The organism is Bacteroidales bacterium (assembly GCA_022647615.1).
GTDB lineage: Bacteria > Bacteroidota > Bacteroidia > Bacteroidales > UBA932 > Egerieousia.
This window is the reverse complement of the sequence record JALCKZ010000001.1, coordinates 1,870,384-1,889,850: the sequence shown is the minus strand read 5'-3', so window position 1 is coordinate 1,889,850 and position 19,467 is coordinate 1,870,384. Positions and strand designations below refer to the sequence as shown.

The window sequence follows — 19,467 nt, the reverse complement described above, 5'->3', positions numbered from 1 at the left end:
ATTATATTTGAGTATAAATTTAAAACTGAATTATCATGGATGTAAAATTTTTTAGATGCAGACATTGCGGCAATATAATTGCCTATGTACACAGCAGCGGAGTTAAAGTTGTTTGCTGCGGAGAACCAATGCAGGAACTTGTCCCTAATACTACGGATGCAGCTCAGGAAAAGCATGTTCCTGTTGTTGAGGTTTCCGGAAATAATGTTACTGTTACAGTTGGAAGCGTTGAGCATCCAATGACTCCGGAGCATTACATTCAGTGGATTTGCCTTCAGACAAAGCAGGGCAACCAGCGCAAAGAGTTAAAGCCGGGTGAGAAACCTTGTGCTTGCTTTACGTTATGTGAAGGTGATGAGGTTGTTGCAGCATTTGAGTATTGCAATCTGCACGGCCTTTGGAAGAAGTAAGAGTATGCCGATGTTATAAAAAAAAGGCCGCAGAAATGTGGCCTTTTTTATGTTATTTTACGTACACAAGTTCCTCTGTATTATCCAGTTTGCCGTGTTTGTCATACGTGATGCTTTTAACGGGGCCTATGCCGCGCGCATACCAGTTGACCGTGCGTTCTGTTTCTCCAAACATCATGGCTTTAGCCTTTTCCGTTTGCTCTATTTTGCAGCAGTCATAGGTAACACTGTTTATTGTAAGTTTCTCAATTGCAGTCACCTTTCTGTTTAATGCTAATGCTGTCAGCTTAAGGAACTTAATCTTTACTGCAAAGCTGTAGTTAGGAAGAGTCTCTCCAACCTTTGGATTAACGGGGAAGAATTGTGGTTCACCCGTCCCGATAAATGATGTATCTACGTCAGTGCTCTTTCCTGTCTTCTTGTCTTTGAAGGTTGCATGAACAGCAATTTTTGGGGCAGAAATGTAAAGGTCTCCATTTTTTATAGTTGCGGTGCATGACATGTCCCCCATATCCTGGAGCTTTTTATTTTCATCTAACATCTCTATCCTCATTATAAGCGTTCCGTTGGATTTATCTGTCATCTTGGAACTTACGATGGTTGTTTTGGTGTAGCCGCTAAGTTTGCCAGCAGCGTTTTTTTCTGCTGTTATCACGATAGTTCCCGCTTTAGTAGGAATGAACGGTTCTTGCGCTTGTGCTTTTTGTGATATGCCGGCAGCTGATAATGAGAGTATTGCCAGAGCAATAGCAAATAGTATTTTTTTCATAGATTTTGCTTTACTTTGTTCTGCTTTGATTTATATGACAAAGGTATAGAATTTAATTCTAAGATTATGAAAAAGAGAGTTGTAATCATGGGCGCCACTTCTGGCGTTGGGAAAATGCTGGTTGCTAAGTTTTTACATGACGGTTTTATTGTGGGTGCAGCTGGCAGAAGAGTTGAACTGCTGGAAGAGTTGAAGGTGCAGGCGGCTGCAAATGCGAGTGCAAGTGCAAGTGCAAGTGCAAGTGCTTGTGCAAGTGCTTGTGCCGGATGCAGCTTGTTTACAAAAGTCATTGACATAAACGAAGATACAGCTGTCGGGAACTTAAAAGATTTAATAAGTGAAATGGGCGGAATGGACATTTACTGCCATGTCTCAGGCATTGGATTTTATAATCCCGATTTGGATGAGGTGCGGGAACTTTCAACGGTTCAGACTAATTGTCTGGGGTTCAGCAGGATGGTAGGGGAGGCCTTTAGGTATTTTGCCATGAGGAGAGATGCGGCCAATGGAGGTGCTGTTGTGAGAAATGCTGGTAATAAAGTTGTTAGCCCGGGATGTTTTCAGATTGTAGCAGTAAGTTCAATTGCCGGGACTAAAGGCATCGGTGCTGCGGCGGCATATTCCGCTTCTAAACGCTTTCAATCCAATTACTTGCAAAGTCTGTCCCAGCTCTCAAAGATGCGCGGATTGGGAATTTGTATTACGGACATCCGCCCTGGCTTTATGCAGACAGCGTTGCTAAAAGATGATAAATATCCTATGACCATGAAGCCTGAATATGCTGTTCCATTGATTTACAAGGCAATACGCAGCCGCAAACGCGCCCGTATCATTGACTGGCGTTATTCTGTGCTTGTATTTTTCTGGCGGATTATGCCGCGCGGTTTCTGGGAGCGGTTGAAAATCAAAATATAAAAATAGTATTTTGTATATTAAATATATTTTATATCTTTGTAACGATAAATATAAACTATATGGCTACAGTAAGTTTAAAAAGGAAAAATATCGATTTGCCAACGGATGCATTTAGAAAGCTTTCCATTATGGCAGCGGCGAATGGTGAAAGTGTTAAAGCTTTTATAGAAGGTATTCTAATTAGCAAGGCTGAGAGCATGCAAATAGAAGTGAGCGCAAATCCTAGTCCAAGTGGTGATAAGTGGTTTGAAGATAATCAAAATTTAAATGAAACCATCTCTAGGGCAGAGGCTTATAAGACAAAGAAATCTAAAGCTGCCGTTACATTAAAGTCAGAAAAGGAGATAAAAGAGTATTTTAAAAAGTTTAAGAAGTAGAGGTAAGGTTATGATTTTCAATGTGGTGTTGACTAATGAGGCGGAAGACGATTTGGAAAAATTGAGAAGTTCTGGCCAAAAAGCAGAAATTAGGAAAATAGAGAAATTACTTGTCGAGTTAGCCACGCATCCTAGAAGTGGCAGTGGTCAAATTGAGCCTCTCAAAGGCTCATTAAGCGGTTTTTGGAGTAGGCGAATCAGTAAGGCAAACAGACTCATATACTTTATTGATGACCAAACAAGCACGGTAAATGTCATTTCTTGTATGGGACATTATAAATAGCATGCAGTGCATTTTTTTGCATGCATTTATTGTTTGTCAATTACTCCATATTCATAATCTTAATTGTAGTATATCTAGCAGTGAGCTTGGCAAGCTCTTTCATGTCTGATGCTTGGCCGTTTTGATTGCCGTAATGGTACGGATAGAAGATTTTTGGACGTATGGTTTTGACTGCCGCCGCCGCTTGTTCAACTGTCATTGTGAATGGCTGGTTTACCGGCAAAAACACAACGTCGATTTTCTTTAAGTTACTCATTTCCGGTATGTTCTCAGTGTCCCCCGCAATGTAAATACGTGACCCTCCAATGTTGATTATGTAGCCGCAATCTTTGCGCGCTTGTGGGTGAAATTGCAGGTGACCTTTGGTTGTATTGTACGCCGGAACCGCCTCAATTTTTATCATCATGTCATTTGATTTTGCCCCCGTCATCATACCAATATGCGCAATGCCGTGTTTGTTTATGCTCAAAGTTGCAGCCTGTCCCGGAGACATTGTCATGCAAGTTGCTTTTTCCTGATTTTCAGTTGAATTGCTGTTTTTCCCTCCGGCTTCTCTATCCAAAGATGAAACTCCAATTGATTTTACCGCAATGGTTTCTATTGACATGTGCCCTTCATTAGTGTCTGATTGTTTGCCTGTTATGGACTCAGCAGAAGTCCTGTCGCTGAGAATAATAGTCATATTTTTACTTAGCTCGGCGATGGCAACCTTGTCCAAGTGATCTGGATGTGAGTGGGTTATGAGAATGGCTGCGGCTTTGGGCTCTTTGTAAAATTCTCCATATCTGTTAACAGGATCTATATAAATAAATGATTTATTAGCAACCTGTGTTTTGCCTAACGCTTTTTGATTGTTTGTTGTAGTTGGCTGAATCTCAATGGCTATTGAAGAATGACTGTAGAAATGAAACACTAGTTGCGTTCCGTCTTTTGTGACATATTTTTCTGTGCGAGGTGCTTTTATTGATGAACCTGCAGACCCATTTTCAGTTGTATTTGCAGCGCTGGCCGTGGTTGAAAATGCAAATAGTGAAGAAATTCCAATAATCATAGCACAAAGAATCTTTTTCATAATGACCGTATTTTTATCAAAGTTATGAATTATATTTGTTTATGGAATACAAACTGAATACCAAACTGAACGGCAACATTGCCATAACTTACTATTTGCATAAAAGTCCTGAACTTCTGAGAGATAGGAGCCTTTATAAATTCATCTGGGTGCAGAAAGGAAGTTTGCAGATTGTGGTTGACCATGTGCCATTGACAGTGAAGGCGGATGAGATTGTCTCCTTGAGTCCGATGCATCATCTTGAATTTATGCATAATACCACAGAAACTGTCGGGAATAAAAAAGACTTAAAACAGCCGGTCTATCTTAGTCTGCTGTTTAACAGCAACTTCTACTGTATTTATGGTCACGATAGTGAGGTCTCCTGTAATGGTTTTTTGTTTAACGGTTCTTCTAATTTAATGACACTCAAGCTTTCCAAGGCTCAATCTGAGCGGCTGCACAGCATCACCGATATTTTTATGGATGAGTGCAGCATACAAGATGATTTGCAGGAAGAGATGCTGCGCATTGTGCTTAAGCGCTTTATAATAACATGCACCAGAGTCGCCAGGCAAAAATATGCCGTGACTAAAGAAAACGAGAAGAGTTTTGAGATAGTGCGACAGTTCTATGTGCTTGTAGATAACAACTTTAAAGAGAAAAAACAGGTGCAGGATTATGCCGATATGTTGTTCCGTTCTCCAAAAACGCTCTCAAATCTATTTGCCTCTTACAAGCTGCCGTCACCATTGCAAGTCATTCATCAGAGGATAGCTGCGGAAGCCAAACGCCTTCTGCTTTACACCAACATGAGCGCCAAAGAAATAGGTGACATCCTTGGATTTGAGGACGTTGCATCCTTCAGCCGCTTCTTCAAAAATGAAGAAACTATCAACATCTCAGATTTCCGTGCACGTGAATTGAAATAATTGCACGCCGTTATATTGGATATTACAACGTTATACCAGATATAACGGCGTCATTTTGGGTGCCATCGGGAAGTATTGCCAACAGGGGCGGAAGTTTTGCTATTTATTTATGAGGTGTGGAACCTCATCTTTGCAGTGTGAAATTAATCTTAAAATTATAAATGATATGAACACTGTATGCAATTCTAACTGTAAATGTAAACAATTGTGGGATAAGTTCCTGCAATGTGCTGCCAGCAAGGAGAAACTTGGTGCTAATCTGATTCGCGTGGCTATTTTGATAATTTTTGTCTGGATTGGCGGACTTAAATTCTGGAATTATGAGGCGGAGGGGATTGTGCCATTTGTTGCCAATAGCCCTTTTATGAGTTTTTTCTATACGCAGAAAGCTCCTGATTATAAGCAGTATAAACTTAAGGAAGGGGAGTTTGACCAAAAGAAATTTGAGTGGCACCAGGCCAACAATACTTATGGATATTCCCATTTGCTTGGAGTTGTGATTATGAGCATTGGAATCCTGGCATTTCTTGGAATGTTCTCTCCAAAAGTTGGAATGGTTGGAGCTTTCTTGGTGATTTTCATGATGATAGGGACGTTATCTTTCTTGGTTACCACTCCGGAGGTGTGGGTGCAAAATCTTGGAAGCGGAGAGTATGGGTTCCCATTACTTAGCGGCGCCGGGCGGCTTGTAATCAAGGATACTGCAATTATTGCCGGTGCGGTTGTACTCATAACTGATTGTGCCAAAAGGATTTTGGCTAACAGAGAAAAAGCATAAGCAGGTAGATTTTATACATTTTGTTAAACACAAATTAATATGAAAACATACGATGCAATAATAATCGGGTTTGGCAAAGGCGGAAAGACACTTGCCGCAGATTTTGCTAAAAGAGGAATGAAAGTGGCTGTCATTGAAAGGTCTAGCAAGATGTACGGAGGTACATGCATTAATATTGGGTGCATCCCGACAAAGACTTTGGTGCACATGGCTAAGCTTGCTACGCACATGCCTGCAGAGGAGCGTGCTGATTTCTTTGCTAAGGCATTGGAAATGAAGGAGAAAGTAACCTCCGCACTGCGTGATAAAAATTATCATAATCTTGCGGATAATCCTAATATAGACGTGTTTACGGGGACAGGTTCTTTCTTGTCCAAAAACACTGTGAATGTGCATTTTTCCTCCGGGACTTCTGATTTAGTGCTTAAATCTGACAATATCATAATAGACACAGGCGCTGAAACTGTGATTCCTAAAATTAAGGGAATAGATGGTCCTCAGGGAATTGCATCAATTCCAAATGTATTTACCAGTACCTCTATTATGGAGGAGATGAAGCAGCTGCCAAAAAGTTTGGCGATTGTCGGAGGCGGTTATATAGGACTGGAATTTGCCTCAATATTTGTTTCATTTGGCACTAAAGTGACTGTGCTTGAGTATTTTCCTGAGCTAATTACACGTGAAGACAGAGACATTGCTGCTGCCGTTAAGAGTGCATTGGAGAAGAAAGGCATTGATTTTAAGATGAATGTGAGTGTGCAGGAACTTGCAAAAAGGGGAGGAAAAACTGTCGTGAGATATATGTATAACTCACAGCACGACGTTATTGAAATTGAGTCAGATGCGGTGTTGCTGGCTACCGGGCGCAAAGCAAATACGGTTGGTCTCAACCTTGCTGCTGCCGGCATTGAGACAGATGAACGCGGCAATATAAAGGTTGATTCCAAGCTGGTTACGTCTAATCCTAATGTGCGTGCGGTTGGTGATGTTAAGGGCGGTCTGCAGTTTACTTACATTTCACTTGATGATTACAGGATTGTTAGGGACAACATGTTTCCTGAGAGGGATATAATTCAAGGAGATGTTTCTAATGAGCGTAGTACGGCGGATAGAAAAGATGTGAGCTATTCTGTTTTTATTGACCCTCCTTTGTCCAGGATTGGACTTGGAGAGGATGATGCAAGGAAGATAGGGCTTGATGTAATTGTTAAAAAACTTCCTGTGATGAGCATCCTAAGAGCTAAAACAATAGGTGAGACTGAGGGAATGTTAAAGGCTGTTATTGAGAAGAACACAGGAAAAATCCTTGGCTGCTCACTGTTCTGTCCGGAGTCATCTGAAATGATAAATGAAATTGCAATTGTTATGAAGGCCGGATTGAGTTACAAATTCTTGCGTGATTTTATTTTTACTCATCCTAGCATGAGCGAGGCGCTTAATGACCTGTTTATGTAGAGCGTATGAGTTTTTTTTGTAAATTTGAACGTCTAAAAAAAACAGCTATGAAAAAGTACAAATGTGATGTTTGCGGTTGGGAATATGATCCCGCAAAAGGAGATTTTGAACTTGGTATCGCTCCCGGCACTCCGTTTGAAAGTCTCCCGGAAGATTTTAAGTGTCCTGCTTGTGGCGCTGAAAAGTACAATTTTTCTCCTGTAGAGGAGTAAAAAATGCCTGGCCCGTTTAAATATGCCGTCACGAAAGTGACGGTAATATTCTTTGTTATATGTTGTACTACAGCTTTTTGCAGTAGTGCACAGGGCTTACATCATTATACTGGTAAAGTTGCAAGTAGTAATAACAGACAAGTTGCAAGTGATTACAATATGCAGGTTGCAAACCTGCGTGATAGCCTAGATTTATTTCAGTCAGCAAAGACTCTGATGCGGGTTAGCAGAAAACTGTATAATCTTGCTGCAGCTCATAAAGATATTCCTGTGCAGCTTGAGGCTCTGCATGCTTTTGGAAATACTGGAAACATAGATACCCTCGGCTATTATATATCTAAGGCTGAGAAACTTCCGCGTTCTAATGCAAGGGATGAGGTCATCACTCTTTTAAAAGTTGACCGCGCATTTTTAGGATTTGGGCAGGTTAAAGAGGAAGAGAAGCTTAAGAATTTGGAAAATATAATTCTTAAGTATAACAAATCTCTTGGTCATGACATTGGCATATACGGCAATATTCAACAGCTTTTTGGTGTTTGCATATCTGTCTTCTACTCTACAAATGGCAGATTATTCAGCAATTACATGAAGCAGCTGGATACAATGATTAGCAATTTGCCTAAGGATGGAAACAAATATCTGCCCTCTTTGTATTACATTTTTGCTGGCATATTTTACACCAGGGCCGGGATGCACAAAGAGGCTATAGCCGCTGATTTAAAGAATATTAGCATGCTGGACGGACTTATAGTAAAAGCAAGAAAGCAAGGTAGAAAGTATGCTAATTTTGATTTCATTTATTATGATTGTTACAGCCGCTTGCTTTCCAATTCTTCATATTTGTCTCACGCTCAGATTGAACATATCTATGCCAGAATGAAGGAGTTATCTGACCGCAGCTCCCACCTTGCGGAGGAGTTTAACTCACCTTATTCAATTGACAGAATCCGCTATTACATGGCTGCAAAGAAATACTCTGATGCTCTTCCTTTGCTTGATGCCTATTTTGCATCCGGCAAGGAGGCTATCTACAAAGATGAATGCATGGATTATTATCTAACCGCTTCAAAGGCAAGCGGAAAAACCGATAAGTTGCTTCCCGTTGCATTGGATTACATAGAATTGTTAAAGCAAAAGTCAGAGGAGGATATTGCCGCAAAATATACTGAATTCCAAATATTATATGATATAAATTCCCTGCAGCAGAAGGTGAAAAACCTTGATAATCAAAAGAAATTGGCAGATGCCAGGCTTGCAAAGAAGCGCGGGGAAATTGCAATGCTTGTAGCATTTCTGCTTTTATTGTTATCTGTTTACGCATATATTTCTTTGCGCAATAGCCGCAAGCTGGCACGTCAGCTGGTTAAGGCAAAAGAGGAGGCTGAAAGTGCTAACAAGATGAAAACCATGTTCTTGCAGAATATGAGCCATGAAATCAGAACGCCTCTTAATGCGGTTGTTGGTTTCTCTGCTTTAATATCTGAGAATCACAAAGAGCTTTCCGATGAGGATGCTAAGGAGTATCAGGAAATGATTAGCAAGAACGGAGAGTTGCTGCTTACTTTAGTTGGTGATGTTCTGGATATTGCAAAGATGGAGAGCGGGGAAATGCAGTTTAATATCACTAATACTTCTGCTAATTTCTTGTGCGCTACTTCATTAGAAAGCGTGAGAAACAATGCAAAGCCTGGAGTAAATATCTCTTTTCTTCCTCACGATAGCGATTTCCTTTTTAATACGGATCCGCAAAGAGTTGAGCAGGTGTTAATTAACTACCTTACCAATGCTTGCAAGTTTACGGATAAGGGCAATATAAAGATTGATTATTACGTAGAAAAGCAGCGCAATAATAATTCTGCGCAGGATGCTAATAGTGCTGAAAACAAGATTGTTGCGAATAACCAAATTGTTTTTTGCGTGGAGGATACCGGAATAGGAATTCCCGCAGATAAAATTGACACAGTATTTAAACGCTTTGAAAAACTTAACAGATTCGCCCAGGGTACAGGGCTTGGTTTGCATATTTGCAAGCTGATAGCTAAGGGATTGCACGGAAAAGTATGGGTGGAATCTGAGTATAAAAAAGGTTCAAAATTTTTGTTTTCGCTCCCATTTGACAAGTAAATTATCTGTGAAAAAAAGAGACAAAAATTAATGAAACTAAAGACGTGCAAATATTTCTTGATAATTGTTGCTGCGGTATCTGTAACAATTATTTCATCCGTTTGCACGGGGCAAAATTATCATAACAGGCATGCTCGCTATTCAGTCTCACTACCTGTAAATCAAAGGATAAGACTTAAAGATTCTCTTGTAAAAATTCTTAATTCATCCACAATTGCAAAAGATAATTCATCAGCTGCATATAAGCGGAAAGTCAATTTGCTTTTAAATATCTGCGATTTGTCTGTTGATGATTCTTCAATGTTTGCCTACGCCGATAAGTTATACAATATGGCCTCTAAGCAACATGATTTGAATGGCCAGATAGATGCTCTTGTAATTCTTTGTACTGACGAACAGCCAGAACTTCAAAGGTATCTTAACGTTGCATTAAGGCTCCCAAAGAATAACCGTTCCAGGGAAATATCTGAATTGTTCCGTTATAGGATACTGATTAACAGCAAGGAAGCGGCAACTGACAATTCAAGAACTAAGCTTATAAAGGAGCTTATAAAGAAGTATTCTCAAAATGTATATTCCAACGATTATGAAAGGGTTGGAGACTTGCTTGTCCTTTGCAAACTTATTTCTCTCTCTACCAGAGGTGAACTTTATTCTAAGTATATAGCTTATGCTGATAAGGCGATAAAGGCGCTGCCTCCTAACGGAGGAAATATTCTTTCTCTTTTTTATTACACTCAGAGCGCAACTTTCTACGCCAGCCATGATATGCAAAAAGAGGCTTTGGCTGCAGATATGCAACTATTGAAGATTTACAACATTTTAGAGGCTTCTTATAAAAGTCAAGGTAGAGCCTATCTAACTATGAATCAGTACCGTTACCTATGCTACAGGCGATTGCTTACATACAGCAGGGTACTGTCGGGAAAACAATTAGACATGGTTTTTAAAACATTAAAAGAGCTGGCCGCCGCAGATCCAGTTCTCTATAATGACCTGTATGCCAGCAACTCCATTGGACTTGCAAGATATTATTACGGAAAGAAAGAGTATAAAAAAGCAATTCCGTATTTGGATGCTGCAATTAAATCTAATGCTGATTCTTTACAGTGGAGAATGCCTGAGACCTTGAAAATGAGAGTGAAGGCGGGTGTTGCTCTGAATGATACAACTAACTTGCATGAATCTCTTGTGAGGTATGCAAATTATCTTAAAAAGAGCAAAGAGGCTGGAATTACAGAGAAGGAGGCGGAACTTGAAGTCCTGTATGATTTGAGTCACATGAGAGAAAGGGCTAATAACAGATTGCTGTTCCTGATAATTATGTCAGTTGTTATTCTGGTTCTTGCTATTGCTGTGGTATTCAGATTGCTAATGCGTTCCAGAAGAATGAAATCTTCTCTTAAATCGGCCCAGCAAAAATTGCAGGAAGAGAAGAAGATAATTTCCTCCACCATGGTTGATTTAATGAAGGCGGAAGACTTAGCCAACAAGGCCAATAATCTAAAAACCATGTTCTTGCAGAATATGAGCCATGAGGTAAGGACTCCGCTTAATTCTATAATAGGTTTTTCTCAGTTGCTTGCCTCTTCCGGAAAAGAGATGAGTCCTTCTGATGCAGCTGCTTACGTAGATTTAATATCCAAAAACAGCAACCTTCTTATTACCATTATCAGCGATGTGCTAGATATTTCCACTATAGAGACAGGGGAAATGAAGTTTATCCCGACAGATTTTTCTGCTAATGAAATATGTACCGCATCTATTAAGAGCGTAGAGAAAAATGTAAGACCAGGGGTAAGTATATCTTTCTGCAAACATGAGAATGACGTTAAAATGTTTGCTGATATCCAGAGGGTTCAGCAGGTGATTCTTAATTATTTAACTAATGCCTGCAAGTTCACGGAGAAAGGTTCTATAGTTCTGGATTATTTTACTGATAATGATAAGATTACGTTCTCTGTAACTGATACAGGCATTGGAATTCCCGAGGACAAAATGGACCTAATTTTTAACCGTTTTGAGAAGTTAAATACTTTTTCACAGGGAACCGGCCTGGGACTTAATATTTGCCGGCTGATTGCTAATAAGCTGAAAGGCAAAGCGTTTATTGATAAGAATTATAGAGGCGGGTCAAGATTCTTGTTTGAGATACCAATAAAAGAATCTTCTATAGATGATGATAAAACCCGATAATGAGTAATTTTAAAAGACATATTGTTATGGCTTGCGCCGCGGTGCTGATGCTTCTTTCAGCAACGCAGGCCTACTGTATCAAACCGCCTCAAAAAATTGCAGATGAAGGACTTTTAGGTAATTCAATTGGTAATAAGAGTACTAGAGATAGTCTTATTGCAAAGTATAGAAGCGGCAAGTTGTCTTATTCAGAGAGAGTTAAGCTGATTTTGGATATTTATGATTTATCAGTTTCAGACCCTGCAAGATTCAGCGCTGCAAAAGAGATGTTCAATCTTGCTAAGAGCAAGAATGATATACCTCTTCAGCTTGCTGCAATGAGGTACCTGGAGAATAATTATCAAGAGCAGTCTGCAATGGTTCCGTATTTTGATTATTGCAGGAAACTTGCTCCGTCAAATAATCAGAAGGAGACATTCCAGTATTTGAGATATGGCATTGCAGTTCAAGGAATTAACAGGTATGATGACAAGGCTGCGGCCAAGATTCTCCATGTTTTGATAAAAGAATATTCAGAAAGGAAGAAATCTGACATTTATAGCAGAACAGGGGATTTGCTGATTCTTTGTAAGTTCTTGTCTAAATCTTCTGCGGGCAAGTTGTATGCAGATTATTTAAAGACGCTCGGAAAATTGATAGAAAAACTTCCTGATGACGGAAGAGCTGTTTTGCCAGGTACGTATTACAGCATGGCGATTTCATTCTATATAGACCAGGATATGTTGGAGGATGCGTATGCCGTAAATAACGCAATGCTCTCATATTATGACGGCTTGGAGAGAGAATATAAAGCTCAGGGGAGAAAATATATTTCATTTGATACTTACAGGTACATCCATTACAGGAGGGAATTATCAATGAGCCGAATCCTTTCCAAGAATCAAATTGAACTGGATTACTCCAAGATGAAAGAGCTTGCCGATAAAAATAAAGAGATATATTATGATTTTAGTTCAGCTTCTTCTCCTGCAAAAATAAATTATTACATGGCTGTTAAAGATTATGCAAAGGCAATTCCTTTTTTGGATGCGGCGCTGGATTCAAATGCTGATTCTTTAAAGTGGATGCTTTCTGACTGTCTGAAAAACAGGATAATAGCTGGTAATGCTATAAAAGACAATAATATGGATAAGTACTTGTTTATGTACATAGGCAGGCTGGAGGTGGAGCTCTCATCTGACATAGAAGGCAAAACGAAAGAGCTGCAAACCATGTATGATTTAAATTCATTTAAACAGAAATCTACATATAGGAATTTAACAATTGCTTCCGCAGTATTTTTCTTCCTTCTTGCGCTCTTCTTTATTATGCTAAAACTTTTGAACTCATCCAGAAAGATGGAGGTTTCGCTTAAGAAATCCAGCGTTCAGCTAGAAGAGGAGAAGAGGATTCTATCTGAAGCAATGGATAAAATAAGAGATGCAAAGGAACAGGCAGAAAGTGCTAATAATCTTAAAACAAGGTTCTTAAAGAACATGAAGCAGGATATCAGGAAACCTTTGGATTCTATTGTAAAATTCTCTCAGCTGCTTATTGCGGAGAGAGGTACCATGGATGAAAAAGAGGCGGCAAGATATGTGGACGAAATTGTAAATAATGGCCGCTTACTACTGAAAATTGTTGGTGATGTGTTGGAGTCTGCTAGAAAAAACGCAAATGAAATCAAGTAAAACTCATATATAATGGCAGCAAATTTTTATAAGAATATGTATAGAGGATTAGTGATTTTTGTGCTATCTACATTGCTGTTGCCGTCTGCTATTTATGCTCAGAAACAAGCAGCTAAGGCTCCTACGCGAATATCTGACTCTAGAAGGATAGAAATCAGCGATAGTCTTCAAAACGTTTTGAAGCATAATAAGCTTTCATATAAAAATAAGGTCCATGTTCTTTTGGATTTGATGGACCTTGCAACAACTGATTCTATCAGCGAATGTTATGCCGATAAGCTGTTCTGGGATGCAGTAAAACATAAAGACTATCCTCTGGTTAATGAAGCTGTCGGAAATGTTGCCAGCGATATGCGCTTTAATACAATTGATTATTATAATACTCTTTTAAAACTTCCTAAGAATAATTATACAAAAGAAGCATTGCAATTTACTCGTTTTTACCTGGTTAGCCAAAGCATGACCATATACAACAGTAAAAAAATTTCGCAAATGCTGCATGCTTCTATTGAGAAGCAAAAAAGCAGTGAACATGCCGATATCTATGAAAGGGTTGGAGATTTATTTGTGCTTTGCGCTTTCATGGGAAATTCCTCTAAAGGCAAAGTGTATGCGGATTATCTATCAAAATTAAATGCTCTTGTTAAGCAATTGCCTTCTAATTCTCGCACGCTTTTGTCAAATTTATACTACGTAATGGCTGTTACTTATTACTTAAAGCAAGATATGCAGAAAGAGGCGTATGCTGCTAATAATGAGTTGCTGAAGATATTAGATGAGCTGGATAAAAAACATGCGGTTCAAGGGAGAATATATAGGAACATGGACGCATTTAGGTATGTATGCTATAGAAGGATGTTTCAGATGCCTGACGTACTTAACAGAGCTCAGATAGATGAGGCGTATGCAAAGATGAAGGCGTTAACGGATGGCAATGCTGAATTATATGAAGATATGTTCTCTGATGATTCTCCAGCTCAGATTAGATATTATATGGCAATAAAAGATTACAAAAGAGCAACGCCATATTTAAATACTGCATTAAAAGATAGCGCAGCTTCATATAGATGGTTTCAAAAGGAGGCCCTTAAAGATAAAATTATTGCCGGCAGAGCATTAAAAGATAAGGATTTGCAGCCATATCTGGAAAAATATATAGATCAGCTTGAGCAGGATAAAGAAATAAATTTTGAAGCAAAGACTAAGGAACTTCAATTGGTTTATGATTCAAATGCCATTGAGCAAAAATCTATAAGACGCACGCTGCTAATCACTAGCGGCTTTTTGCTATTAGTTGTGGTTTTATTGATTTTGACAGTCCGCCTTCTTTTGCGCGCCAAGAAAGATGAGAAAGAACTGGTGGTTGCAAAAGATGCTGCTAACAGCGCTAATAAGATGAAAACCATGTTCTTGCAGAATATGAGCCATGAGATAAGGACCCCGCTGAATGCTATAATCGGTTTTTCTCAGCTTCTTTCTGAAAATCAAGGAACATTGTCTGCAAAAGACTCAAGTCAATATGTTGATATGATAAATAAAAACGGAGATTTGCTTCTTACATTAGTTGGTGATGTTCTGGATATTGCAAGCATGGAAAGCGGAGAGATGAAGTATAAATTTGCTTCATTTTCCGTGAACTCTGTCTGCAGCATGGCTGTTGATTCTGTTAAGAAAAATTGCCAGAGCGGAGTTCAGATGATTTTTAAATCCCACACCCAAGATGTCTCTATAGTGTCTGATTTCCAGAGAGTTGAACAGGTGCTGATTAATTATCTTACTAATGCTTGCAAGTTTACAAAGTCAGGCTCTATTGTATTGGATTATAAAACAGACCACGTCTCAGGTTATATAACTTTCTCTGTAACAGATACCGGCATTGGTATTCCGGAAGACAAGATGGATGAAGTGTTCAATCGTTTTGAGAAATTAAATAAGTTTTCTCAAGGCACCGGTCTTGGACTCCATATATGCAAACTGATTGCCAGGGGATTGCATGGCACAGCATCAGTTGACAAAAATTATAAGAGCGGGTCCAGATTTATTTTTAGAATCCCGATGGTTTAATTTTAAAGTTTGTTTATGAAGTTTTTGAATGTCGCCCCTAAAGTATTTATTGTCACCTCATTCTTATTGTTTCTGTTGTCAATCACCCCGGTTTCTATTGGTGCACAGAGTGCTGCGCATGTCAGAATTGATAGGGAGGCAATAAGAGACAGCTTGCTGCGTGTCTATAACCGTGCCGGCAAAATGCCTTACAAGCAGAAAATAAAAATTGCGCTTGATATATATGATTTAGCTGATAATGATTCACTTAGAGGTATCATTGCAAAAGACATGTACAGGCTTTCCAAAGAGAATAATGACTATCATATTCAGATAGAATCTATCAAAGACATTGAGCAGCTGGAGGATCCTACAAAGTTTGATTGTCTGGAACTTATAGAAAAAGTTCCTGCATCAGACGAACAAAAAGATGTAAAACAATTTATAAGGTACAGGGAGAACGCAAAGGTTAATGACTATACAAATGAAAAGGTAAAAGCCGCGCATATAAGCAATTTAATCAAAGTATATGAAGAGGGCAGAGGAGGGGATATCTATCAAAAATGCGGCGATTTGCTAATTCTTTGCTATAACCTTTCATATTATTCAAAGGGTGATTTATACGGGAGATATTTGAAGGACCTTGGAAAAATGATAGATAAGCTGCCGCGATATTCCGGAGTTAGTTTAATTTCAAATACATATTATTCTGTTGCAGCACTTTACTATTTTAAGCAAAAGCAAAATAAAGAGGCGCTTGCTGCTGATTTAAACCTTCTTAAGCTGGAAGATAACATGGAAGCATACTACAAATCTGTGGGGAGAATTTATAAGAACATGGACCGCTTCAGGTATGTCAGTTATAGAAGAATGTTAACTTATTCTAATGTCCTTTCCAGAGGGCAAATTGATGCTATTTTCCAGAAAATAAAGGTTTTAGCTGCAAAACAGGATGATGTCAATGATGATTTTTATAACACTCCTATAGCGAGGTCCCGCTACTATTTTTCTACTAAGCAGTATGATATTCTTATTCCAATTTTGGACAGCGCTCTTAAAAAGAAAATTGCAGATAAGGGTTTTTTAAGAGAGGCATTAAAATACAGGCTGGTTGCAGGAGAAGCTGTCGGGGATAAAAATATGCAAGATTATGCTATTCAGTATGTTGCGTGTCTGGAAGAGATGCAGCAGGAGAACATTGCTGAGAAATCTAAAGAGCTTCAGGTGGTATATGATTTTAACAATCTTAAGCAGGCGGCCACAATGAAGATTCTATATATCTCATTTGCAGCGCTTTTTGTTGTTATTGTTCTTCTAATAATTGCTCTTTACTTTTTGAGGCGGTCAAGAAAATTATCTGTCAGGTTATCTAAAGCAATGCGCAATCTTAATCTGGCAAAGCAGAGAGCAGTTAATGCCAATAAGATGAAGACAGTGTTCTTGCAGAACATGAACCATGAGATAAGGACACCGTTGAACGCAATTAACGGATTTTCCAGACTGATTGTGGAAGAGGGAGATACGCTATCCAAAGAGGAGAAAAATGAATATATGCAGCTTGTTACCAAGAATTCTGATTTGATGCTTTCCATGGTTAGTGATGTCGTAGATGTGGCGGAAATGGAGGCAGGGGAGGTTAAATATAACCTTATGCCAAATAGTCTAAACGACATTTGCAGTTTTGTGGTTTCCAGCGTTAAAAATAGAGCCGCCGAAGGGGTCCAGATGATATTTAACCCTCATCCTGAGGATTTTATCCTTGTCACCGACAGAAACAGATTGGCGCAGGTTCTGATTAACTATTTGACAAACGCATGTAAATTTACTGTAAAGGGAAGTATAACGGTTGAATATAGTCTTGAGCAGCAGGGCTTTGTGACTTTTTCTGTGACGGATACGGGGAGAGATATTCCGGCTGATAAGGCAGATGCTATATTTAGACGCTTTACAAAGTTGGACAGATTTAAACAGGGGAGCGGCCTTGGCTTGCACATTTGTGCTTTGATTGCCAAAGGATTGCATGCGGAAGCTAAATTAGATACTTCTTACCGAGGTGGTGCAAGATTTTTGTTCATTCACCCGATAATTAATAATTAAACTTTCTACCTTTGAGTGCAGAAAGCAACCTATTATGAAAAGATATCATCTGTTTGCGGTTGCAGCAGTATTGCAGTTTCTGTTTTGCATATTTGCTGGTCATGTGAATCTAAATGCACAGGAAAATATTCAGTTTCCGGCATTTAGAAGCAATACAAGAGATAGTCTTGTGCGCATATACAATGATAACCTGCCCTATAAACAAAAAATAAATATTCTCCTTAATATATTGGATTTGTCTGATTCCAATGAGGAGAGGAGGAATACATCATTACAGATTTTAAATCTTGCATCCGAAAATAAAGATGTTGATAACCAATATGTTGCTCTGGCAAATCTTGCAAATGAATTTGAAAAAGAGATGCCAAGATTTTTGGATATGGCAAAGCATCTTCCAGTATCTGATAAGCAGAGAGAGCTTGTGCAATATTTAAGGTATTATGATATGGTTTCATCCATATCTCACGGATTGAATACCGCTGATTTTTCCATAAAGGTAAAAGCGTTTAGAGACAAAATTCAGAATAACAAATTCCCAACGCTTTATGAAAAAACGGGCAACTTGCTGATTCTGTCTTATTTGCTCTCATATACCTCTGCCTCTGAACTTTATTCCCATTATATATATGCTACAAGAGATTTGCTGGGAAAGTTTAAGAATCGTCCAAGCTATTTGCTAAGGAAGATTTATTGTTCCATGTCTTCTAAATTTTATTTTGGAAGCAATATGGAGAATGAAGCGCTGGCATCTGATGTTCAATTGATTAAATTCTGCTCAGACTTTGAAAATATGAAGAAAAAAGAAGGCAGAATTTATTTTACAAGAGACCCTATGAGATACGTCACTCTCTGCAGAATGCTCACCCTTTCTAATGTCCTGTCGAGAGCTCAAATAGATAAAATATACTCTTCTATCAAGGTTATTGCCTCCAGGAATGCAGAAGTTTATTATGATTTCTCCAGTCCCGCGCCTATCTCGAAAATTAGATATTATTTTTTTACTAAACAGTATGACAAGGCGTTGCCGATACTTGATGTAGCTGTAAACAGTCCTGCGGATTCTCTTAATTGGATTAGACAAGAGTGCTTGAATTACAGAATAATAGCAGGTGATTCTCTGCATGATAAGAATATGCTTCCTGCTGCCATGAAGTATTTTTATACCACTCATGATTCAACAAATGTCTATTTTGAGAATACTGCCAGGTCTCTTAGATTCTTGTATGATGTTGAGAGTGACAAGCAAAAAGATACTATTAAATTCCCTTATTTCTCTTTGGCGGCGCTGCTGATAGTCATTCTTTTGCTGGCAATTACATTCCATCTGCTGAAAAACAGCCAGAGACTCTCCCAAAAACTATCGGAGACGCTAAAAAAATTGAATATAGAGAAAGAAAAGGCGGAGCATGCCAACAACATGAAAACAGTCTTTATCCAGAATATGAATCATGAAATTCGTACTCCGTTGAATGGTATTACAGGTTTCTCAAGATTGCTGGCGGAGGATGGGGATGTGCTCTCTTCTGATGAAAGAAAGGAGTATATGTCATTGATAGACAAGAACACAGCTATTCTGCTTGGGATGGTAAATGACATTCTTGATATTTCAGAAATGGAATCCGGCAACATGAAATTTGAGTTAAAGTCATATAGTATAAATGAGATTTGCCAGTTTGCTGTTGCAAGTACTCAAGGTTACGCAAATAAAGGTGTTGAGATTTTGTATAAGCCTCATGCAGAGAATTATATGTTTGTCACCGATAGAAGAAGAACTATTCAGGTTCTTGTGAATTTCCTGACAAATGCATGCAAATTTACAAAGGAAGGGAGCATAACAGTAGACTATCAAATTGAGCCGGACAAGTTTGTCGGCGATTATGCTTTAATCCAAGATACAAAGAATGAGGAAGATAGGGGATTAGAGGATAAGGGAGTTATTTTATTTTCAGTTACAGATACCGGGCGTGATGTTCCTGCGGAGGAGGCGCAAATGATTTTCCGCAGATTTGCACGGCTGGATAAATTTGTTGCGGGCAGCGGAATAGGACTTCATATTTGTGCGTTGATTGCCAAAGGGTTACATGCAGAAGTTAAACTGGATACTTCATACCACGGAGGTGCAAGATTTTTGTTTGCCCATCCTATAAAATAAATG

16 protein-coding genes are annotated in these 19,467 nt (G+C 38.8%); 14 read left to right on the top strand and 2 right to left on the bottom strand.

Translation table 11 applies throughout. The annotated features are described in order from the left end of the window. Nucleotides 1-35: 35 nt before the first annotated feature. The gene (locus LKM37_08195) at nt 36-410 is read left to right on the top strand and encodes a desulfoferrodoxin (GenBank protein MCI1720963.1); all 375 of its coding nucleotides are present in this window, start codon (nt 36-38) and stop codon (nt 408-410) included. 52 nt (nt 411-462) lie between these two features. Here LKM37_08195 and LKM37_08190 read toward each other — a convergent pair whose 3' ends face one another. Beyond that, the gene (locus LKM37_08190) at nt 463-1,179 is read right to left on the bottom strand and encodes a hypothetical protein (GenBank protein MCI1720962.1); all 717 of its coding nucleotides are present in this window, start codon (nt 1,177-1,179) and stop codon (nt 463-465) included. 66 nt (nt 1,180-1,245) lie between these two features. Here LKM37_08190 and LKM37_08185 point away from each other — a divergent pair, with 66 nt between their 5' ends. The 3 genes from LKM37_08185 to LKM37_08175 are packed head-to-tail and all read left to right on the top strand — an operon-like array spanning nt 1,246 to nt 2,754. Beyond that, nucleotides 1,246-2,094: an SDR family NAD(P)-dependent oxidoreductase gene (locus tag LKM37_08185; GenBank protein ID MCI1720961.1), complete on the top strand. Its 849-nt coding sequence runs from the start codon at nt 1,246-1,248 to the stop codon at nt 2,092-2,094. Between the two features lie 59 nt (nt 2,095-2,153). Beyond that, nucleotides 2,154-2,471 carry a hypothetical protein gene (locus LKM37_08180; GenBank protein ID MCI1720960.1) on the top strand — a complete coding sequence of 106 codons (318 nt, stop codon included), beginning with the start codon at nt 2,154-2,156 and terminating at the stop codon, nt 2,469-2,471. 10 nt (nt 2,472-2,481) lie between these two features. After that, nucleotides 2,482-2,754, top strand: a complete 273-nt coding sequence (locus LKM37_08175) for a Txe/YoeB family addiction module toxin (GenBank protein ID MCI1720959.1) — start codon at nt 2,482-2,484, stop codon at nt 2,752-2,754. Nucleotides 2,755-2,794: 40 nt separating this feature from the next. On the opposite strand, the gene LKM37_08170 is transcribed toward LKM37_08175, so the two are convergent. After that, a complete protein-coding gene (locus tag LKM37_08170) occupies nt 2,795-3,805 on the bottom strand; it encodes an MBL fold metallo-hydrolase (protein ID MCI1720958.1) in 1,011 nt (336 codons plus the stop codon). A gap of 62 nt (nt 3,806-3,867) precedes the next feature. On the opposite strand from LKM37_08170, the gene LKM37_08165 reads away from it, so the two are divergent. From LKM37_08165 to LKM37_08120, 10 genes are all read left to right on the top strand, one after another. Beyond that, on the top strand, nt 3,868-4,737 hold the full coding sequence (locus LKM37_08165) for a helix-turn-helix domain-containing protein (protein ID MCI1720957.1): 870 nt from the start codon (nt 3,868-3,870) through the stop codon (nt 4,735-4,737). A 166-nt stretch (nt 4,738-4,903) separates the two neighbouring features. After that, on the top strand, nt 4,904-5,515 hold the full coding sequence (locus tag LKM37_08160) for a YkgB family protein (GenBank protein ID MCI1720956.1): 612 nt from the start codon (nt 4,904-4,906) through the stop codon (nt 5,513-5,515). A gap of 39 nt (nt 5,516-5,554) precedes the next feature. After that, on the top strand, nt 5,555-6,970 hold the full coding sequence (locus tag LKM37_08155; protein ID MCI1720955.1) for an FAD-dependent oxidoreductase: 1,416 nt from the start codon (nt 5,555-5,557) through the stop codon (nt 6,968-6,970). A gap of 47 nt (nt 6,971-7,017) precedes the next feature. Further along, nucleotides 7,018-7,182, top strand: coding sequence for a rubredoxin (locus tag LKM37_08150; protein MCI1720954.1), 165 nt, complete (start codon nt 7,018-7,020; stop codon nt 7,180-7,182). Between the two features lie 3 nt (nt 7,183-7,185). Next, entirely contained in the window at nt 7,186-9,306 is a 2,121-nt protein-coding gene (locus tag LKM37_08145) for a HAMP domain-containing histidine kinase (protein MCI1720953.1), read from the top strand. A 30-nt stretch (nt 9,307-9,336) separates the two neighbouring features. Continuing rightward, nucleotides 9,337-11,502, top strand: coding sequence for a HAMP domain-containing histidine kinase (locus tag LKM37_08140; GenBank protein MCI1720952.1), 2,166 nt, complete (start codon nt 9,337-9,339; stop codon nt 11,500-11,502). Beyond that, nucleotides 11,502-13,172, top strand: a complete 1,671-nt coding sequence (locus tag LKM37_08135; protein ID MCI1720951.1) for a hypothetical protein — start codon at nt 11,502-11,504, stop codon at nt 13,170-13,172. The genes LKM37_08140 and LKM37_08135 overlap by 1 nt, the downstream gene beginning before the upstream one ends. Nucleotides 13,173-13,184: 12 nt before the next feature. After that, nucleotides 13,185-15,236: a HAMP domain-containing histidine kinase gene (locus LKM37_08130; GenBank protein MCI1720950.1), complete on the top strand. Its 2,052-nt coding sequence runs from the start codon at nt 13,185-13,187 to the stop codon at nt 15,234-15,236. A gap of 15 nt (nt 15,237-15,251) precedes the next feature. Further along, complete coding sequence (locus LKM37_08125; protein MCI1720949.1) at nt 15,252-17,312, top strand: ATP-binding protein; 2,061 nt, start codon at nt 15,252-15,254, stop codon at nt 17,310-17,312. A 34-nt stretch (nt 17,313-17,346) separates the two neighbouring features. Next, nucleotides 17,347-19,464, top strand: coding sequence for an ATP-binding protein (locus tag LKM37_08120; GenBank protein MCI1720948.1), 2,118 nt, complete (start codon nt 17,347-17,349; stop codon nt 19,462-19,464). Nucleotides 19,465-19,467: the final 3 nt, after the last annotated feature.

Coding starts and splice junctions, on each gene's coding strand:
- LKM37_08165 (MCI1720957.1), top strand. CDS start 3,868: ATGGAATACAAACTGAATACCAAACTGAACGGCAACATTGCCATAACT.
- LKM37_08185 (MCI1720961.1), top strand. CDS start 1,246: ATGAAAAAGAGAGTTGTAATCATGGGCGCCACTTCTGGCGTTGGGAAA.
- LKM37_08125 (MCI1720949.1), top strand. CDS start 15,252: ATGAAGTTTTTGAATGTCGCCCCTAAAGTATTTATTGTCACCTCATTC.
- LKM37_08145 (MCI1720953.1), top strand. CDS start 7,186: ATGCCTGGCCCGTTTAAATATGCCGTCACGAAAGTGACGGTAATATTC.
- LKM37_08180 (MCI1720960.1), top strand. CDS start 2,154: ATGGCTACAGTAAGTTTAAAAAGGAAAAATATCGATTTGCCAACGGAT.
- LKM37_08130 (MCI1720950.1), top strand. CDS start 13,185: ATGGCAGCAAATTTTTATAAGAATATGTATAGAGGATTAGTGATTTTT.
- LKM37_08150 (MCI1720954.1), top strand. CDS start 7,018: ATGAAAAAGTACAAATGTGATGTTTGCGGTTGGGAATATGATCCCGCA.
- LKM37_08195 (MCI1720963.1), top strand. CDS start 36: ATGGATGTAAAATTTTTTAGATGCAGACATTGCGGCAATATAATTGCC.
- LKM37_08155 (MCI1720955.1), top strand. CDS start 5,555: ATGAAAACATACGATGCAATAATAATCGGGTTTGGCAAAGGCGGAAAG.
- LKM37_08135 (MCI1720951.1), top strand. CDS start 11,502: ATGAGTAATTTTAAAAGACATATTGTTATGGCTTGCGCCGCGGTGCTG.
- LKM37_08140 (MCI1720952.1), top strand. CDS start 9,337: ATGAAACTAAAGACGTGCAAATATTTCTTGATAATTGTTGCTGCGGTA.
- LKM37_08160 (MCI1720956.1), top strand. CDS start 4,904: ATGAACACTGTATGCAATTCTAACTGTAAATGTAAACAATTGTGGGAT.
- LKM37_08175 (MCI1720959.1), top strand. CDS start 2,482: ATGATTTTCAATGTGGTGTTGACTAATGAGGCGGAAGACGATTTGGAA.
- LKM37_08190 (MCI1720962.1), bottom strand. CDS start 1,179: ATGAAAAAAATACTATTTGCTATTGCTCTGGCAATACTCTCATTATCA.
- LKM37_08170 (MCI1720958.1), bottom strand. CDS start 3,805: ATGATTATTGGAATTTCTTCACTATTTGCATTTTCAACCACGGCCAGC.
- LKM37_08120 (MCI1720948.1), top strand. CDS start 17,347: ATGAAAAGATATCATCTGTTTGCGGTTGCAGCAGTATTGCAGTTTCTG.